Annotated in this window: 12 protein-coding genes; 4 read left to right on the forward strand and 8 right to left on the reverse strand. The window is 44.9% G+C overall.

The window, feature by feature from the left end:
- Nucleotides 1-80: 80 nt before the first annotated feature.
- The 3 genes from G633_RS0109960 to G633_RS0109970 form a co-directional block, all read right to left on the reverse strand.
- Complete coding sequence (locus tag G633_RS0109960; protein WP_026519812.1) at nt 81-1847, reverse strand: methyl-accepting chemotaxis protein; 1767 nt, start codon at nt 1845-1847, stop codon at nt 81-83.
- 95 nt (nt 1848-1942) lie between these two features.
- Nucleotides 1943-4645, reverse strand: coding sequence for a translation factor GTPase family protein (locus tag G633_RS18035; RefSeq protein ID WP_035771038.1), 2703 nt, complete (start codon nt 4643-4645; stop codon nt 1943-1945).
- 6 nt (nt 4646-4651) lie between these two features.
- Entirely contained in the window at nt 4652-5101 is a 450-nt protein-coding gene (locus tag G633_RS0109970) for a DUF6553 family protein (protein WP_022769694.1), read from the reverse strand.
- A gap of 174 nt (nt 5102-5275) precedes the next feature.
- Between G633_RS0109970 and G633_RS0109975 the strand changes: the two genes are divergently transcribed.
- Entirely contained in the window at nt 5276-7294 is a 2019-nt protein-coding gene (locus G633_RS0109975; protein ID WP_022769695.1) for a methyl-accepting chemotaxis protein, read from the forward strand.
- 16 nt (nt 7295-7310) lie between these two features.
- Entirely contained in the window at nt 7311-8312 is a 1002-nt protein-coding gene (locus G633_RS0109980; RefSeq protein ID WP_022769697.1) for a substrate-binding domain-containing protein, read from the forward strand.
- Nucleotides 8313-9066: 754 nt separating this feature from the next.
- Here G633_RS0109980 and G633_RS0109985 read toward each other — a convergent pair.
- Entirely contained in the window at nt 9067-10731 is a 1665-nt protein-coding gene (locus G633_RS0109985) for a spermidine synthase (RefSeq protein ID WP_026519813.1), read from the reverse strand.
- A 126-nt stretch (nt 10732-10857) separates the two neighbouring features.
- Here G633_RS0109985 and G633_RS0109990 point away from each other — a divergent pair, with 126 nt between their 5' ends.
- Together G633_RS0109990 and G633_RS18040 are read left to right on the forward strand one after the other, a co-directional pair.
- A complete protein-coding gene (locus G633_RS0109990) occupies nt 10858-12177 on the forward strand; it encodes an MFS transporter (protein WP_026519814.1) in 1320 nt (439 codons plus the stop codon).
- Nucleotides 12178-12302: 125 nt separating this feature from the next.
- A complete protein-coding gene (locus G633_RS18040; protein WP_081664742.1) occupies nt 12303-13790 on the forward strand; it encodes a carbohydrate-binding domain-containing protein in 1488 nt (495 codons plus the stop codon).
- A 53-nt stretch (nt 13791-13843) separates the two neighbouring features.
- Here G633_RS18040 and G633_RS0110000 read toward each other — a convergent pair whose 3' ends face one another.
- From G633_RS0110000 to G633_RS0110015, 4 genes are all read right to left on the reverse strand, one after another.
- Nucleotides 13844-14056, reverse strand: a complete 213-nt coding sequence (locus G633_RS0110000) for a hypothetical protein (protein WP_026519815.1) — start codon at nt 14054-14056, stop codon at nt 13844-13846.
- Between the two features lie 194 nt (nt 14057-14250).
- Nucleotides 14251-15879: a TolB family protein gene (locus G633_RS0110005; RefSeq protein WP_155834939.1), complete on the reverse strand. Its 1629-nt coding sequence runs from the start codon at nt 15877-15879 to the stop codon at nt 14251-14253.
- A gap of 1 nt (nt 15880) precedes the next feature.
- Complete coding sequence (locus tag G633_RS0110010) at nt 15881-18025, reverse strand: ATP-dependent helicase (RefSeq protein WP_026519817.1); 2145 nt, start codon at nt 18023-18025, stop codon at nt 15881-15883.
- Between the two features lie 137 nt (nt 18026-18162).
- Entirely contained in the window at nt 18163-19776 is a 1614-nt protein-coding gene (locus G633_RS0110015) for a sugar ABC transporter substrate-binding protein (RefSeq protein ID WP_026519818.1), read from the reverse strand.
- Nucleotides 19777-19790 lie beyond the last annotated feature (14 nt).

The following is a 19790-nucleotide window of genomic DNA, read 5'->3' on the forward strand; positions in this document are numbered from 1 at the left end:
CCATCTTTTTTATATTAACATGACTGCAATAAAAAAGGAGCAGACATTTAAATGTCTGCCCCTGCGTCAGTTTTAAAGTTTTATGCCTCGTCAGAAGGAAGCTCAACCTTGAAGTACTTAACGTTAGCTGTAAGCTCCTCTGCAATCTTCTGAAGGTCACGTGCCTGCTCAACAACAGATTCCATGTTGGTATCAAGCTGCATAAGGGATGCGCTTGTCTCCTGGGTTGATGCTGCGTTCTCCTCTGAAATACTTGAAAGAGACTCAACGGAATTCAGGATGTTCTCCTTGTCGGAGTTCATTGCGTTAACCAGCTCTACGATCTGCTTGTTGCCTTCCTCTGTTTCCTGAAGGAGTTCAAGCATCTGATTGAAGGATTCACTCATCTCTTCAAGAGCTGCAGTCTCATTGGTGATGGCACCCTTGATAGCCTCTGTGAGCTCTTTATTCTTAGCAGAATAATCTGTAATTGTTGAAAGCATGTTGGTGATCTCACCTGCAAGGTTGTTGGTATCACCTGCCAGATCCTTGATGTTATCTGCAACTACCGCAAATCCCTTACCTGCTTCGCCTGCTCTTGCAGCCTCAATTGAAGCATTGAGAGCAAGGAGGTTTGTCTGGCTTGCAATAGAGATAATGGACTCAGCAGCCTGTGTGATCTGAGCAACTACGTTTGCTGTCTCGTTTACAGAGTCTGCAACCTGAGTAGCCATCTCGTCGTTCTTCTGATCCTGCTCTTTGATCTGCTCGAGCTGCTCCTTAACCTTGGTGGATTCTTCGTAAACCTGACGGCCTCTTTCCATGTTGGAATTAGCGGAATCAAGAACGTTGTCTACGGAAGATCCCATGTTAACTGTGATAGAAGATGTGCTCTGAACATCCTCTGCCATAGCTGTTGCACCTGTAGCCAGATCGTTAACTGCAGAGCTGATGTCTGTAGTTGTCTTCTGTGAACTTGTGATACTGTCCTTGGCTAGTTCTGCCTTGGAATTAACGGTATCAGCATGGTCAATGACTTTAACAAGAGCATTTCTGAGCTCATGTCTCATGGACTCCAGACCATCCATGATGTTCTGGAATTCGATGATCATACTGTCTGCTTTTATCTTTGTTACGAAGTCACCACCTGAAATTCTCTCAACGTCCTTGCTCATTCTCTTAAGAGCCTTAAGAATAGCCATGATGATGAATACGGTTACAAGGAGAAGAATTATAGCAATAATAATAAAGATAATGGCATTTATCAGGATGCCTCTCTGAACTGCTTCCCTGTTCTCTTCCTTCTCATGGTTAGCCCAGTCTTCAACAATATCGGACATATCGCTGATATAGTCTCTTGTTGCATTAAACTCATTAACAAACTGCTCAACATCACCTGATCCGGTTGATATATCATAAGAAGCAAGCCACTTGTTATACTGAGCAGTAAAATTATTACTCATATCTGAAAAGGAATCGTTGTCGTCATTCCTTAACTGATTAAAGAGATAGTCATCATTCCTTGCAAGAGAAGCTGCTTCAGTTACTCCATCAAGAGCCTGCTTGGCATTAGAGTTAAAGTCATCTATATATCCCTGCTTGGCAGCATCATCAATGTACTGATCGTATGCCAGTTTCTGAGTTGCAGCAAGCATAGCCTGATACAGATCTCTGTCGGCATTGATCAGAGTTGAACTGATGGTATACAGCATGTCATAGTAAATCTTCTCATCATCTTCCTGAATCGAAGTCATCTTCGAACTGTTAATAAATATGCTGATTACCATTGTAAGAACAAGCACTGCTGAAATGCCAATGAGCATGAGCCCCAGCGGCGCCTTAAATTCTGAACCGTTCTTCTGCTTCATCTGATTACCTCCTGAATAATTAATCGAATCTACAGAATCATTGTATATCTTTCCGGAAGGAAATACTTATAAATATTCGATATTTAATAATAATTTTATATGTTATCGAGTTTCTCTCTTATAAGCTTTTCGGTCCTTTCTATCTCCTCAAGGAAGTTCCTGGCAGACAGTCTTATGGCGCCTGCACTCATGACAATAACCTGTTCTATGGCATCGGAAGTAGCGACGGTAACCTTATATTTTTTCCCAATTTCATGTGCAGCTTTTTCTATATATTGATCTGCAGTCTCAGCTTCTTTTGTATAAATAATCATCAGTCCGCTCTTTTCTTCCACATGTTCCCTTCCGCCGGGAACCTTGTATGCGTCGAAAACAAGCAGCACTTTCTCTCTCCTGAAGCCCTGGAAATTCACCAACGTGTCGATGAGGGTATCTCTTGCAGCCTTCAGGTCATCCCTGGCAAGAGAAGCCATTTCAGGCGATGCATAAATAATATTGTATCCGTCAACCAGGAGATATTCCTTGTATTCATCGAGGTTTTCACCCTTTACATTTTCATATTTCTCACGCTTTTGTCTCTCGACTTCAAGGTCTCTTCTGGCTTCTTTTTCTTCGGCTGTCAGTGCAGTGACTTCGGTCTTAGTCTCTACGTATCTGGGCTTTACAGACCCGTAGGTCCGCTCGAATATTGCCTTTAACTCCTTGTCTTCCATGCGGAGCTGCTCTTCTATTTCGTCAAAAGACCTTGGGGCATTATCCTGTTTTCTAAGACGAGCCTGAAGCTTTTCAAGGGCTTCCATATCTATGCTGTCAGACAGATCGGTCTTCTTAATACTGCCGTCAGGGCTCCAGCCCGAGTCCACATGCATGTAATTTCTGACTTCACTCCAGGGTATAACAGTTCCGGCTCCGTGCATGCAGAAAACTGAGTCAGCGGAGTTGTCGATATCAAGTTCCGGATCGTAACCTAGCTGCTCAAGGACTTCTTCTGTATTATGGCAAGGGGCATAACCACTTAAGGTAGTAAATATCCTGCCCTCGCCTCTTGTGTAGGAGGAAAGCGTGGTGCTGTAATCCCCCAGGCATGCTGCCGGAACAGTTCCTGTAAGGACTGATTTCCCTCCCTCGATGTCCGGGGAAGATACCGTACCGTTCATGCGCTGCATATCACTGAGTGCCCTTCCCACAAACTCCTGCGGAAGTTCAATGCGATAGTCAAACACCGGCTCAAGAAGGATGCTGTTTGCCTGCATAAGTCCCTGTCTTATTGCACGATAAGTGGCTTGCCTGAAGTCTCCGCCCTCGGTGTGCTTTTCATGGGCTCTTCCTGCAAGCAGGGTTATCTTTATATCTGTGACCTCAGACCCTGTAAGGACTCCGAGATGTTTTTTCTCTAAGATATGTGTCTGAATGAGCCTCTGCCAGTTAAGGGCAAGGTCATCGGTACTGCATACGCTGTCAATTGCAATTCCGCTTCCGGGCTCTCCGGGTTCAAGCAGAAGGTGGACCTCCGCATAATGTCTTAGGGGTTCGTAGTGTCCTACACCTTCAACAGGTCCTGCGATTGTTTCCTTATATACTATGTGTCCGGGGCCAAAGCCAACATCAAGGCCAAAGCGGCTCTTTATCAGATGCTTTAAAATTTCCTTCTGGACTTCGCCCATGGTCTGAACCACGATGCTCTTTGTCGCTTCAACATAATTAAGAAGAAGCATGGGTTCCTCTTCTTCCAGGGCTTTTAGTTTGCCGTAAACCTGTATGGCATCAGCCTCCTCGGGAAGAATAAGGGTTGATGAAAGAATGGGCTGAAGAACCTCTGATACCGTCTCTCCTTCCAAAGTTCCAAGACCTTCACCGGCTCTTGTTTCCGACAAGCCCGTCACGGCACAGATCATTCCTGCTTCTGCCTCGGCTACTGCAGTAAACTTATCACCTGAATAAAGCCTTATCTGGTCTATCTTGTCATTGCCGATCTGATCTCTTACCTTAAGACTTCCGCTCATTATCTTCATATGAGTGAGTCTGTTGTTGTTTTCATCGCGGCTTATCTTGAATACACGCGCACCAAAGGCTTTATCTGACAGGTCTTTTAAAGAGCCTTCTCCTGATTCCTGAAGATAATCTGCCACCAGGTCCAAAAGCTCTTTTACCCCTTCCATCTTAAGGGCTGAGCCAAACCTGCAGGGGAAACACTTACGGGTTCTGATAAGACGGGCGATGTCGCTCTTATCTACTGCTCTGCCTTCAAGGAAACCTTCTAAAAGCTCGTCATCACATACTGCGATCTCTTCCTGAGTTTCTGCATCGGTCATGGGATTTGTGAAGTCAACGACATGGCTGCCAAGGTCAGTCTTTAGCGCCGACATTATGTCCTGCCGGCTGATTCCCTGGGCATCTGCCTGGTCCATCTTATTTACAAATATGATCGTTGGAACGTTATAGTGAGAAAGAAGCTTAAAAAGCACCTTGCCCTGACTTGTGACCTTGTCCGGGGCGCTGATGATAAGAACCGCCACGTCAAGAACCTGCAGAGTTCTCTCCATCTCAGGAGAAAAATCCGCATGGCCCGGCGTATCAAGAAGTGTGAAATTTATTCCTTCATATTCAAAGATAGCCTGCTTGGAAAATATAGTAATCCCGCGGCTTCTTTCAAGTTCGTAGGTATCAAGGAAGGTGTCCCTGTGGTCCACTCTTCCCATGTTTCTGATAGCTCCGCCGAGGTATAAAAGTCCCTCTGAGAGCGTTGTCTTTCCGGCATCAACATGCGCAAGAATGCCGATGGTTAAATTTTTATGCATACTCTTTTACTCTCTGACAGGTTCTACTCCAAGCTCTGCAAGGATCTTGTTCGCGCCCTGGATCTTTTCTGTAAACTTGGTCAAAAACGCGTTGCGGATCAGAACACTCTTTTCCTCAAAGCCAAATCTCTTGGGGATATCATGAGTGATCTCAAGTATATCCTGCGCAAGTCTTGTGGCAGCACCTGCTTCGCTCATTGACATTATTCCGAACACTGCAGTTGAATATGCCTTCGAGGAAAGACAGGAATCAATGAAGTAGTCGGCAAAATCCAGGAGCTTTGCATTTACGTCTCCTGTAATTCCCGGCGATAAAAGAACATCAAGATGATCTTCCATTTCTCTCCTTAGCTTTTTGGAATTAAAGATATTTATGCTGGTTCTTCCGATGACCTGGATCATGAGCCAGGCTTTCATTTCCTCTGCATATTTATTCTCTGCTTCGTTATTAATCATAGAAACCTCTCTAAATGTTGTTGCTTTAAAAACTATTATACAATATCTATTATCGATTCTTAAAATAATATAAACTATAACGAAATATGGTAAATTCTTATTCGCTCAATGCTATAATTATTTATACTAGCTTTACTTATTTTATTATACCTTTTTGAACAGGAGATGAAAAAAATGAGTGAAAATGAGGCAAAAACATCTGCAAATGCTTCTGTGAAGAAAAAGAACAAGAAGATCAGTACCAAGCTCCTTACGTACATACTTCCTGTTGTCATCATCACAGTAGTGGCACTGGTTGTTATCGCAGCAACTGTTTCCAAAAACAGAATGTCTGAGATGGCCACAGAGACACTTGAGTCTTCTATCTCAAACCAGGCGGACAACATCGACGCGTGGCTGAGCGAAAACCTCCAGTATTTCACAACCGTAAAACATACCATAGAAAGTCAGAATCCTACAGAGGCGGAATTTGTTCCTATTCTGGATACTTACTATGGCTATAACGAGAACTCTCCTGAGGGCTTCTATATCGGAACCAGTGACGGACAGTTCTACAAAGCCACCGAGTCCGGCATGGCTGCCGGAAATGTCACCGGAACCACCTGGTTTAAGCAGGGTCTTAGCAGGATCAGAATGGCATACGGTACCGCATACACAAATGAAGCCGGCGATACTGTTATCAGTGCCACCGGTATTCTAAACGACGGCTCCGATAATATCAAAGTCATCGGTGCAGACGTTTCCCTCAATAAGATAATGATCATCGTAAACTCCGGTGTAAAAATGGAGGATGCAAGTTCCTTCCTTGTAGATACCAATGACTACAAGATCCTTGCACACAGAGATAATACCATAATGGGTACGACTCTTGCAGAGTCAAACTCAAACCCTCTCCTTGCAGGTGCTGCTAAATCCATTATCAGTGGAGATCTCACCAGTAAAGAGATTGCAGACAACATGGTTGCTTTCAAAGAAATCCCGGGAACAGACTGGGTTCTTGTATCATACATTCCTACAAGTATCATTCTTAAGTCTGTTTCACAGATGGGAACTCTTCTGTTTATAGTTGGTGGAATAGCAATTGTCCTCATTATTTTACTTATCCTCTTCGTTGTCAGAAGAGTTATTGCACCTCTTGGACATATTTCCAACAACATCACATCAATGTCAGAGGGTGACTTCACTATCGATATCGATGCTTCAAGTAACGATGAGATCGGTGTCATGGGAAGCAGGGTTTCAGAGTTCGTTGCTTCCATGAGAAGCATGCTCTCACATATCAGTCAGGAATCTGACAAGCTGCAGGAAGAATCAGATAACTCAGACAGAGTTTCAAAGACCATGTACGAAGCTTCCCAGTCACAGGCCGAAGCTATGCAGCAGCTCAATGAAACCGTTGATCAGCTGGCTACAGCTGTTAACGATATTGCTCAGAATGCCACAACTCTTGCACAGGTTGTTGCCGATACAAGAGATAACAGTGACAAAGCAAACGAGAGTATGAAAGAAACAGTCGGCATCTCCCAGAAGGGCCGTGAGGATATGGAAAAACTCAGCGTTGCCATGGAAGGTATTTCCGATGCCAACGAAAGACTTGTTGAATCCATCAACAAGGTTGGTTCCGCATCTGAAGAGATCACCAACATTGTCGGCATGATCGGTGAGATCGCCGAGGAGACAAACCTCCTTTCACTGAATGCTTCCATCGAGGCTGCAAGAGCAGGCGAAGCAGGAAAGGGATTTGCAGTTGTTGCTACACAGATTGCAAAGCTGGCCCAGACTTCTGCCGAGAGTGCAAACAATATTTCAAATCTTATCGACGAGGTTCACAAGCTTATCGGAGATGCAGTAGGCCAGGCACATGCAAGTGCTGATAGCATAAAAGAAAATTCCGAACTCATTCATGTTGCGGTTGGAACCTTCGATCAGATCTATACAAATATTCAGGAATCTAACGGACTTATCGAGGCAATGATCGAAGATATCGAGAAGGTTGATGACGTTGCCACCAACGTAGCTGCTATCTCAGAAGAGCAGGCAGCCAGCGCCGATGAGATTCTTGCAACCAGTGAGAACATGGTTGAGATGGCAAACAATATCACAAAGAGCAGCCAGGATGTTGCGGACAATTCACACGAGCTTGCTAATACATCGCAGACTCTTACATCCTATGTTCAGAAGTTTAAGATTTAAGGAGGCATGGAATATAATGAAGAATACAAAATTTAAAAAAATATTTGCATGTCTTTTGACAAGTATTGTTTTGGCAGTTTCTGTTATGGGCTGCGGAAGCTCATCATCAGGCGGAGGCGGCTCAACCAATGGCTCCGGAGTAAAGGTTTATTTCTCAACCATTACTCTTGATAACTTCAAAACACTGGTTATGAACGGCGTAATTGATGCCGGTGCCAAAACCGGAGTTACAGTAGATTGCGGAGAACCCTGTGCTACTGTAGATGCTCAGGTGGCTCAGATCTCCCAGGCAGCCAAATCCGGCTACGACTGCATCATCTGTAATCCTGTAAATGCTGATACAGCCCTTCAGCTGGAAGTTGCAGCAGGCGGTATTCCTATCCTGTTCACAAATACAGAACCTGATGCTGCATATCTAAAGCCCAATAAATACATGTATGTAGGAAGTTATGAAGTTGATGCGGGCATGATGCAGGCTGAATATGTGTGGAACAAGCTTGGTAAGCCTTCAAGCATTAACATCTGTCTCTTCTCAGGTCAGCCCGGACATCCGGCAGCACTCGGAAGAACCAAAGCCGTTAAGAAATACTTCAAACAGCAGGGTGTAAATGCGAACTTTGCATTTAACGATACAGCTTACTGGAATACTCAGAAAGCTTGCGATGAGTTTAAGCTCTTCTTAAAGACAAACCAGCCTTATGACTGTGTTATCTGCAATAATGACGACATGGCACTTGGCGTAGTTCAGGCAATGCAGGAACTTGGCATGGATCCTCAGGCAGTTCCGGTTGTCGGAGTAGATGCAACTGTTGCCGGCTGTGAGTCAATCCTCTCTGGTGGAATGCAGTTCACCGTACTTCAGGATGCAGGCGCTCAGGGCGCTGCCTGTGTAGAAACAGCCATCGCCATCGCCAAGAAAGGCACAGCTGCTGATGTTACCGGTGTTACCGAGGACGGTCTCTATGTATGGGTTCCTTTCTCACCTGTAGATAAGTCCAACGCATCACAGTACAAATAATTAACACTCAGACCTCAAATAACTTCATCCCCTTGTGGCGTCTTTCCATATATTGCGGAACGTAGTATACGGAGAGGCGCCACTTTTTCGCGCCGTCGGATTCTCCCAGGCCGTACGACTTTTCCATTCTTCTACTGTTTCCCGGTAACCATTACTGTCTTGTGCAAGTTTTTCTTCTCAGACAGTAGCTCTCCTGTCCCTGTCCCGATTCCATTACTGTCTTTTAGACGTTTTTACTCTGGGACAGTAACGTTCCAAGTACCTATCCGCACTTTGTTACGGTTTTTTAGGAGTTTTTGCTCTAGGACAGTAGTCCTTCTTTGATCAACCTGATTTCCATTACGGTATATTTCAAGTTTTTCCTCTAGGACAGTAGTCCTTCATCAATCACCCCATTTTCTATTACGGTATTTTTTGAGTTTTTCCTCCAGGACAGTAGCCCTCCATGAATCACTCCATTCCCATTACGGTATTTTTGCAATTTCCCCTTCAGGACAGTAATTGACCTGCCATACACTAGGCTAATACTTGCACAACGGGATTCTCCCTGCCTCAAAGCGCATCCCTTCCCGGCAGCCCCCTTCTGCCTTCCCCCTTAGTGACCTAAACGCACAAAACGCCAAGATGTCAAGGATGCGCTGCTTTTTAGCGCACTTTAGCTTGTCCTTGATAGCTTGGCGTTTTGTGCTACAATCCCCTATCCGGGGAAGGCAGGAGGCGGAGCGCCTCCATTATATTCAATTCACAGTACGTATCACAGCAAATCTATAAGCCCCTGAATTCCCTTCTGCTCATATATCTTTCTGTAATATGAAACTTCATCTTTAATGATCAGGTCGATCTGCTTCATTCCAAGAAGCTCTACAGGGGCCTTGTCATCGGTCATGATGTGGCCTTTTCCCATATAGCTCTGGCTTGTATCCATGACCTTCTTCATCATAGCGCTAAGGTCAGGATTATCTTCCATGGCAGCGTTGGTACCAAGTCTTACCATGAAATCATCCGAATCAGTGGCAAAGAGTTCCTTGTTGGTTGCATTCGGTACATCTACCACAACAACATTTTCAAATACATGGCCAATGGTATCAGCAAGATAAGTATTGATGCTTGCTTCACCTTCTGTAGCCCCGTCAGTAAATCCATCATCACTGTACATATTCATGTTAACTACCATAACTCCGCCGGGAGCCAAATGCTCTTTTACCATGGTGAAGAACTCTACAGATGACATCTGGAAAGGAATGGTAATATCCTGATAAGCATCGACCATGATAACATCGTACAGATCCTTGTCTGCTGCCAGGTACGCTCTTCCGTCGTAGGTTGTAACCTTGGCATCCTCAGGAAGCTGGAAGTACTCATGTGCAAGGGCAGTGATCTTGTCATCAATCTCAACACCCTCAACCTTAACATTGTCAAAATATCTTGAGAGCTGAGTCGCATAGGTTCCGGAACCCATGCCGAGGATCAGAACGTTGCAGTCCTCTCCTGCTGCCTGCTTCTCCTTGATGCCTGCCATATACGGAGCAGCAAGAGCATAATCGTAATACATTCCGGTAAGCGCTCCGTCCTTGATCAGGATAGACTGAACGCCAAACAGAACATTTGTAGAAAGGATCACTGTTCTGTCTGTTTCCTTAACCTGAAGGTAGTTGTAAACCGACTCACCTTCATAGGTAAGTCCGTTCTCCCAAAATACAAAGCTGGTATTGTGGCCAAAAGCAACGCAAAGTACGAAAACCAGGATACCAGCTATGATCCTTGTCATATCACCTTTGGCCAGAGATTTTTTTCCTTCTGCCGGACTTAAGAAATAAACAACAGCCAGTGCAAGTAAAACACCTGCAAAGATCAGGAATGTCACGGCTGTTCCCACGGCCGGGATTGTCACGAATGTGGGCACGAAAGTACCGATGATACTTCCAACAGTGTTTGATGCACCAAGAGTACCGATGATCTTTCCGTTATCATCCAGTGAATCCGTGGTGTATTTTGCAAGGCTCGGTGTTACTGTTCCAAGCAAAAACAGCGGGAATACAAACACCACCATACACGCTGCAAAAGCTGCAATAACCAGGAAATTGCTGTTAACCGTAAAAATTATCAGCGCTGAAATTCCAATAATAATATACTTGCCAACAACGGGTATCAGGCCGATCCAGATAGCTGCGATAAGTATCCTGCGATAGAGCTTGTCGGGATTTGGATCTTTATCTGCCTTCCTTCCGCCGTAGATATTACCCAGTGCCATGGCGATCATAATGGTTCCGATGATAATGGTCCAAACGATCTGCGATGAACTGAAGTAAGGTGCCAGGAGCCTAGATGCACCCAGCTCTACTGCCATAACGGACATTCCGGCAAAGAATTCCGTCAGGTACAAAAACAATTTGTTCTTTAGAATATTTCTGTTGTTCAAAACTGTAACCTCCCCCTGTTTCGGGCTTATCTTTCCTCGAATATTTATATCATATTTGAGGGCTAAATGTAACCTTACCTCGGCAAGTATTATAATAGAATTATCAATATTTTATGGGAGGCAAACATGAAAGCAGATAAAAAGACAAATCCCGCAAAATTCTGGATACTGGTATGGCTCCTGGGCCTTGCAGGACAGCTATGCTGGAACATTGAGAATCAGTGGTTTAACACCTTCGTCTACGCCAAGATTGCCAAGGATCCCACCATCATATCCTGGATGCTTGCAATATCAGCGCTGGCCACCACGATCTCAACATTCCTCTTCGGCTGCGTTTCCGACAGAAAGGGCAATCGTAAGACTCTTATTTCCCTGGGCTATATTTTCTGGGGTGTCTTCACTATTCTCTTTGGAACGACTGAGTTTTTGGGCAAAAGAAACAGTGACACAGCTGCTTTTATCGGAATTGCCTTCGCTGTTATCGCTGCCGATGCCATAATGAGTTTCTTTGGTTCCATGGGCAATGATATCGGATTTAACGCCTGGATCAACGACCACATGACACCGGAAAACTCCGGTTCTCTTGGCGCTGCTCTGGCAGTTCAGCCGGTTATCGGAACCATTGCAGGAACTGTGCTTGGCGGACTACTGGTCGGAGCCAACGACAATTATATGCGCCTGTTTGTAGTTATCGGCGGTAGTGTGATTGTCCTGGGACTTGTATCACTCTTTGGAATGAAAGATGTGGAAACTCTTCGTCCTTCAATCAAGGGCAGTTTTAGCCAGCAGTTCTTTTCCATATTCAATGTAAAAGAGTATTTAAAGCATCGCGAGCTTGTCTTCGTTAATCTTATGCTGGCCGTTTACTTTATTTCATTTAATGTCTACTTCTCACACCTCGGAAACTTCATGATCTATTACCTTGGTTTTACAGCAGATACCATGGGCCTTATTGAAGGCGTGGGACTTCTACTTGCCATGTTCACGTCAATTCCGGCCATTAAGTTTATTCGTGAAGATAAATCTTCTCTGATCATTTTGTTTGCGGTTGTGATCAACGCCATAGGCCTTCTGGTCATCGGGCTTTTGGTTTCACCGGAAAATGTAAACCCATCTACCATCTGGAATCCCGTTCTCCTTATCGGAGTTCTCCTTGTAGGCATCGGCTACATTCTCTTTTTACAGACCATTACCGTATGGTCAAAGAGGCTTTATCCTGAGGACGCCAGGGGACAGTTTGAAGGCATCCGCATCATTTTCTATGTGCTGATTCCTATGGTAGTTGCCCCTCTCATCTCAAACCCTATCATCAAGAACAACGGCGAGATCATCGACGAGAACGGCTTTACAGCCTATCTTCCCACAAATACGCTGTTCCTAGCTGGCGTCGTCATTGTGCTCCTGACTTTGATTCCTCTCTGGGCTGCAAACAAAGCACACAAGTGAGTCACAATTTTTTTATCCTTCTTTAAGTTTGGATTTAGGTAGCCATGTGATAATGACTTCAGAACAAAGAAAACCACGTGCACTTACGGTGCATATAATCCAAAAATAAAGTGAGGGAAATAAAAATGCTTAAAAGAGAAAAAATCACAGTAGCCTTAATGACCGTATTCATTGCATCAGCGCTTACACTTACAGCTTGTGCAACAACTGATATTGAGGATAAAGTTTCATCTATGATTGGAACGGAGTCGTCCGCAGATACAACTGAGCCTTCCATGGAAAAAGAGCTTTCGGAGTCCGGAGCAAGCACCCAGGAAGAAAATCTTTCTTCATCATCAGCTTCAGCCAGTTCCGATACACTGATCGATACTTCAGATCTCTTTTCCGAAAGAGATCTCGAACAGGAGGCTGACCTTACAGATGCTTACTACATGACACTTGAGGATGGCCAGGACATCAGTATCACACAGGAAGGCGTATATGTAATAAGCGGAACAGCTACCGATGTATCAATTATCGTAGAGGCTGCAGATACCGACAAAGTGCAGATTGTACTTGATGGCGCAAGCATTACAAATACAACAGATCCGGCAATCTACGTAAAGAGCGCAGACAAAGTATTTGTAACCACAGCAGATGGCACCAGCACTCTTAAGGTCACAGGAACATTTACAGCCGACGGTACAACCAACTTAGACGCAGTTATCTACTCAAAGTCAGACCTTGTCCTCAACGGAACAGGAACACTTAACATCGAGTCAACAGCAAACGGAATTTCTGCCAAGGACGACCTCAAGGTTACAGGCGGAACCTATAACATCACATCAACTGAAGATGCTGTAGAGGCTAACGATTCCATCAGGATCTACGATGGCTCTTTTGATATAACAAGTAAAAAAGACACTTTCCACAGCGAGAATTCAGATGACAATACTCTTGGATATATCTACATCCAGGGCGGCAATTTCACAATTAACGCTACAGAGGATGGTATCCAGGCGACAACTGTTCTCATGATTGACGGCGGAACCTTCGATATCACTGCTGCAGAGGGACTTGAAGCAACTTACGTGCAGATCAACGACGGAACCATCAAGATTGAAGCTTCCGATGATGGAATCAATGCAACTCAGAAGAGCACTGCCTACGATGTTGTTATAGAGGTTAACGGTGGCGATATCACAGTAAACATGGGTGCCGGAGACACAGACGGTTTTGATGCCAACGGAAATATCTACATCAACGGCGGAACAATCTCAGTTACCGGAAACTCAGCCTTTGACTGGGACGGCGAAGCTCAGTTAAACGGCGGAACAGTTACAGTTAACGGCGAGGAAGTTACAGAGCTCACCAACCAGATGATGGGCGGAATGGGCGGATTCGGCGGAGGCCGTGGAGGAATGGGCGGCCAGATGCCACAGGACGGTCAGATGCCTGAAGGCTTTGACGGACAGATGCCTGAGGGTGGTCAAATGCCGGAAGGCGGTCAGATGCCTCAGGATGGTCAGATGCCAAATGGTCAGTTCCGTGGTGGCAAAGGCGGCAGAATGAATGGCCAGATGCCAAGTGATCAGAACACAACAGAAAGCAGTTCAAGCAGTAGCCAGGGCTAATTTCATAGATAAACAAAAAAAGTCGCAGCCATCAGGCCGCGCCATTTTTATTATCAAGCTGTTCTAAGAAGTCCGACAACTCCGATGATCAGCAGAATCGGAAGAGCTATAAAAGCAAATCCGTAAGCAACCATTCCAACAAGAATAAATGGAAGGAACACAATGTAGAACAAGAATTTCATTATGCCCCAGGTTGCTTTGAATGCGAAACCAAGCAGTCTGCCGAAGATCATGAAGAACAAAACAAAGAATATGATTGTCATCATGTGCGTTCACCTCCTTTTTGTTTTCTCCAAGTTCTTACCTGTTGATAAGAGTTTACTTCCACAAGGCGAAACTAAAAATATTCGTTTTGGAGAAAACCGGGAGGTTATTTTTCTTTTGAAGAAAATGAGTCACCGGGGACGTTTCAGTTTGACTCATTTTGAGTCAAACTGAAACGTCCCCGGTGACTCATTTTTTACTTCTCGAATACATTGTTGTTTATGACAATGAAATACTTACCGTTGCTGTCTTCATAGCCTGCAACTTCTTCACTGTTTACATAATTTATCAGATAGTCCACATCGGTAGCAACCGTTGCCTTTGACGATCCGTCTTTATTAATGCTTCTGAGTTCACCATCACATGTGTAGTAGCATTTTCCGAACAGTTCATCCCAGATCACTCCGTTAATGTTTTCCTCACCGCAATTATCAAGAAGTACATCTTCCTCACCCTCTTTGAAATAATAGAGCTTGAAATCATCACCGTGTTCGTCATATTCTAATTTTAAAATAAAGCCCTCAGAAAAACCATCTACATATTCTATGCGCTCCAAAATCCTGTCTTTCTCGGATATGATCGTCTCGTCAACATCACCGGATTTATATACCGCTTTATAGGTAGCGCCATCCTGTTTATATAGACAGGTCGGTCCCTCTGAAGTCATGGCATACTTATACGCATATCCGCCATCTCTGAGCTGCACAGCCGATGTGCAGTCCTTACTCAGGCAATAAGTCTTATCTCCGCAATCCAGTATCACAGCATCCGCCAGGTTATCCACACCAACAATAGCATCGTTCACCATGTCACCTGTATGATTTACATCAGCATCTACAATCTCGATCTCACGCATGTCATCTGCAAGCTCTACCGGCACATCCAGCCCACTCTCAAAGTACCATACCTTTTCGTTATCTGTATAAAGCACCTTCTCACAGGATCTGTCAAAGTAAGAATGGTATGCATATTCCTTGTTGATTCTCCTTGACTCACCATTTTCATAACAGTAAAAACCATTGTCGTTTCCCGAGTACAGCTCATAAAATACAATATTACCGCCGTTGTTAACCGCCAAAGGAGTAAACATACCTGTTTTAGCCTCATCAATGACAACCGGCTCTTTTCCGATTCCTCCGATAACAACGCCGTGTTTACTGTCAGGTAGGTAATCATTATAGACAATTGTTTTACCATCCGGAGAAATACGTGGTCTGCTACCGTTATCTGAAAGAAACGTCTCCTCCCCGGTCTCAGTATTATACAGCCACAGTCCTGCCGAAGAAGAAATGTAATAGACCGTCGTACCATCATAGCTGATACCGGCACAAGAGCAGCCACTTGCTATCTGCTTAAATGTAAGGTCTGCTTCCACCAGGTAGCAATTCCTGTTCTTTAGGATTACTCCGTATTTTCTGTCTGCATCGAAATAGACATACATCCCAAATGGATCGTTGTCATGAAAATTAGTCAGCACCTCTCCGTTGTCATTAAAAAAATATCCGTCAGTCTCGTAAAGTTTTATACCGGTATATGGCTTCTTCTCGGGCGTAATATCTACAACTTTTACCCCGCTCTCTTTTTCCGTCTCGTCCACCGGCGTCACTTCCGGAATTTCTTCAGGTTGCCCCGAAGGCGTCAGCTCAATCCCTAGTTTTTCCTCTGTCTTGTCCTTTGCTGTCTGCGCAGCATCTCCGATCTTCTCCGCAGCCACAGGGTTAAACGCCTTAAGGAATCTGTATCCCAAGAACATTGAACCTGCCATGACCGAGAGCATTACTATTGTTGTTAAAAGACCTCTAAGAAAATTACTACCTTTTTTCATCCTAATCTATCACTTTCATCCCCGTAGTGAACGCGAACGGATACATGAATATCCTCTCGTCTCCGGAGTCAAATTGTACTGTAAATGTTGTGGGTATATCATCGTCATCCCACCTGACATCTATTATTGTGCCTTCGCCATATTTACTCTGGCTTATTCTCTCCCCGATCACAAGATTATCGGGTACATCCTTTTCCTCCTTCACCGCCCTCTTTTTCTTAAGAAGCGGAGTTGGCTTAAGGAGGACACTTGCTGCCTTTTTCTTTGGTTTCTTTTTCTCGGTTTCGGGCACTTCTTTCATCTTGCTCATCTCTGACACGAATATAGATGGTGCATCTGAATACTTCAGGATATTGAGGTTATCCTTGGCCCTGGTCATTCCGACGTAAAAGATCCTTCGCTCCTCCTCATAGTCCTGCTTCTCCTTGGGTGTTGCCTTCTTGAAGTTTATTACCTTGCCGGGAAGAACGCCGTTTATGACATCCATCAGATAGACGGTGTCATACTCAAGACCTTTACTTGAATGGATTGTGGACAAAATGAAGTTGCTCTTAAAGTTTGGCTTCTCCTCAGTAAGAGTCTGCCTGAGCACGTCCAGTCTCTCAATAAAGCCCTCAATTGTCGGCTCGTTCTTTGCAAGACACTCCAGGATAAAGAGCTTTCCCACATCCATGTTGTTGTCGCTTAAATACTCGCCGTATCCCATGAATTTATCAAGCCTGCTTATGGCCTTATAAGAACTCTCACCTGCCATATTTCTGAAGTGCGTCCTGAGAGCCCTGACGTTGCCGAGGACTCTTTTGCCCAAATCAGCGTACTCTGCAGCATCAAGAATACCTATATGCCTCTCATCTGCAATCCTGCACATAGCCTCTGCATCAGGCTTTCTGAGGAAAGTCTGGAACTTAAAGTATATCTTCATGAAGAGGTCCGGATCGTATGGGTTTTGGCAGAACCTGAGCATGTTGACAACATCCACTACAACTCGATGCGAAAAGAATGCCATGTCGGCGCTCTTAATCCTGTACGGAACGTTCTCTCTAAGGCAGAGATCCACCAGCGGAAGGACGCTCTCGTTATCGCGGTACAAAACCACCGTCTGAGACGATGCATCCCTGGCCACCTCAAGCAGATACTTGTACTGAGACTCTCTCTTTCCCAGCGTGATAAAGTTTATTTCAGACTGCGCATCCCTGGTGGCGCGCATGTGCTTCTCATGTCGGCTGAAGTTCTTTTGAATAAAGATATCTGCTGCCTCAACTATCGTGGCGCTGGATCTGTAATTCCTGTTCATCACAAGAACTTTGGCCCCGGGATGTTCTTTTTCAAAGTGCAAAAGAGCTTCCGGATATGCAGCTCTAAACCCGTAAATGCTCTGGTCTTCGTCCCCGACCATGAAAAGATTGCCCTGCTCTCCGGATAAAAGAGCTATGATCATATGCTGCACCTTCGAGGTGTCCTGGGCTTCGTCGACACAGATATATCTGTACTTGTCCCTGTAGAACTCCAAAAGGTCTTTTGACCCCTTGAGCATCCTGTAGGCATAGATCATCTGATCGTCGTAGTCCATAAGACGTCTGGCCTTTAGCTCTTTGTTGTAGCTCTCATAAATCTGCAAAAGCTCGAGCCCTTCGTCCTCGCCGAGGCGCCTGATCTCGTCCGCTTCAAGCATCATGTTCTTGCAATAAGTGATCAGGGTCCTGACCATCTTGATGTCGCTCTCTGTGGGATATTCCTTCATAACTCTCACAAATATATCAGTCAGAATCTTTCCCGAGAGCTTCTCGTCTGTGATCAGGTCAAAAGAGGTCTTCCCGATAAGTCTGCCATAGTGAGCTATTATCTTGGCGCAGATTCCGTTTATGGTCCTGAATTCAAGCCTCTCAGAAACATCCTCGCCAAAGATGCTCTTAAATCTCTCAGCCATATCTCTTGTGGCAGCAACGGTATAAGTCAGCGTCAGTATGCTTGCCGGGTCAATCTCTTTTACATAAAGCATGTATCCGAGCCTGTTAACCAGTACCGTAGTCTTGCCACTTCCCGGCACAGCCAGAAGGAGCACCGGCCCATCTATGGTCCTTACAGCCGTAAGCTGTTCATCATTTAGTTTTGATCCGTATTTATCTAAAAATTCCTGTTCTGTCATTTCCTTTTTCTAAATCTCTTTTCCCCGTGTCAAAACACCTAAAGAGTATACCTTATTGCCACCGAGAAATCCAATCAAAAAACCGGCGGAGACTTTCTCTGGCCTCCACCGGCTTCTTAGATAAAAACATGGTTTTTTTATTTATTAGACTGATATGTGTTGTAAGCATCCTGCTGGATCTGGATGAAATCGTTGTATCCCATGGTCTCAAGAGTTGAGATATAGCCATCCCACTGCTCGTTTACGCCACCCTCTGTTACCCATGTAGCCTGTGATGCTGTTACATAGGCATCAAGGTCAGTGAACAGAGTTGCAAGAGTTGTAAGCTGATCTGTTGTGTAACTTACGTTAGGATATGCCTCTTTTGCATACTTGCTCATTTCCTTATCAAGGGCAAGCTTACTTGCATCGCCGTTTGCTCCTGCGTACTTAACCTTGTCGTTGAAGCCGTCAGCTACATACTTAGGACCGAAATCACGAAGTGACTGGATCCATGCAAATGTATCTGCAGAGTTGCCATCATCGGGCTCAAGAACTGTGTATGTTCCGTCATCAGCCTTGGAGATTGCTTTGTCAAAAGAGCCATAGAAGTTCTGGATTGATGCATCATCAGTGTAGAACTTGTCTGCCCATGCAAGAAGTGGACCTGGGTTCTCGCACTTATTTGTTACTACGAACTCATATCTTGAGTAGTTCCAGTGCTCAGGGTCTGATGAGATGTACTGCTTACCGTCAGGACCTGCAAGTGCAGGAAGCGCAACGTACTGACCTGCGTTTGCGCCAAAGGTTGAATCAGCTGTCCAGCCGGGAGCTGCACCAATGATAGGTGTCTCGTTCATGAGCTTTGCATCACGCATTGAAGAATCTTCTGTGAAGAGCTCAGGATCGATAAGTCCCTTAGCGTAGCAGTTGTGCATCCACTCGATACCTGCTTTGTAGCCATCTGTTACAGGAAGGTAAACAGGCTTTCCGTCCTGAACTGCCATCATGTATGTTCCGTCAGCACCGATTGTTGTTCCGAAAGGAAGGCAGAAGAACATAACTGAATCAGCATAGCCCTGTCCGAATGGGATCTCATCGCTTGGATCACCGTTTCCGTTTGCATCCTGCTCCTTGAATGCAGTAAGAACATCCTCGAATTCCTGATATGTTGTAGGAACTTCAAGTCCAAGATTATCAAGCCACTGCTTGTTTATGAACATCTGGTTTGCAACGATAGGTCTGCAAGGCTTCTTGGAAGGAAGTCCGTAGATGTGTCCGTCAGCTGATGTAGCAAGAGCCTTCATTGTAGGATCTGCTTCCATGATAGCCTTGAAGTTAGGCATGTACTCATCAATATAATCGTCAAGGGCGATGAATGATCCTGTATTTGTAAGAACATCTGACTCTGAGAAACAGATTGATCCCATGAAAGCATCGGGAAGATCTCCACCTGCAAGAAGAACTGCCTTCTTGTCAGCCCAGTCTGAATTAAGGATTGTGTCCCATGTCAGGCTGATTCCTGCTTCCTCTGCAGCCTTGTCCGGGAATCCAAGATGATAATCCTCACCCCAATCAGCCCATCTTACAGTAGCAACTGTGTAGGCGTTGTTCCCGCCTGCGCTCTCAGTCTGAGCTGCAGCTGTAGTAGCTGCCTGTGTTGCATCTGTACCTGTAGTCTGAGTAGCAGTACTACCTGCTGCGCTTCCGCAAGCGGTAAGTGCAAAACTCAGTGCCAGTGCGCCAGCCAATAAACCATACTTTTTCTGCATTTTCTCTCTCCTTC

Source organism: Butyrivibrio sp. FCS006, assembly GCF_000424525.1.
Lineage (GTDB): Bacteria > Bacillota > Clostridia > Lachnospirales > Lachnospiraceae > Butyrivibrio.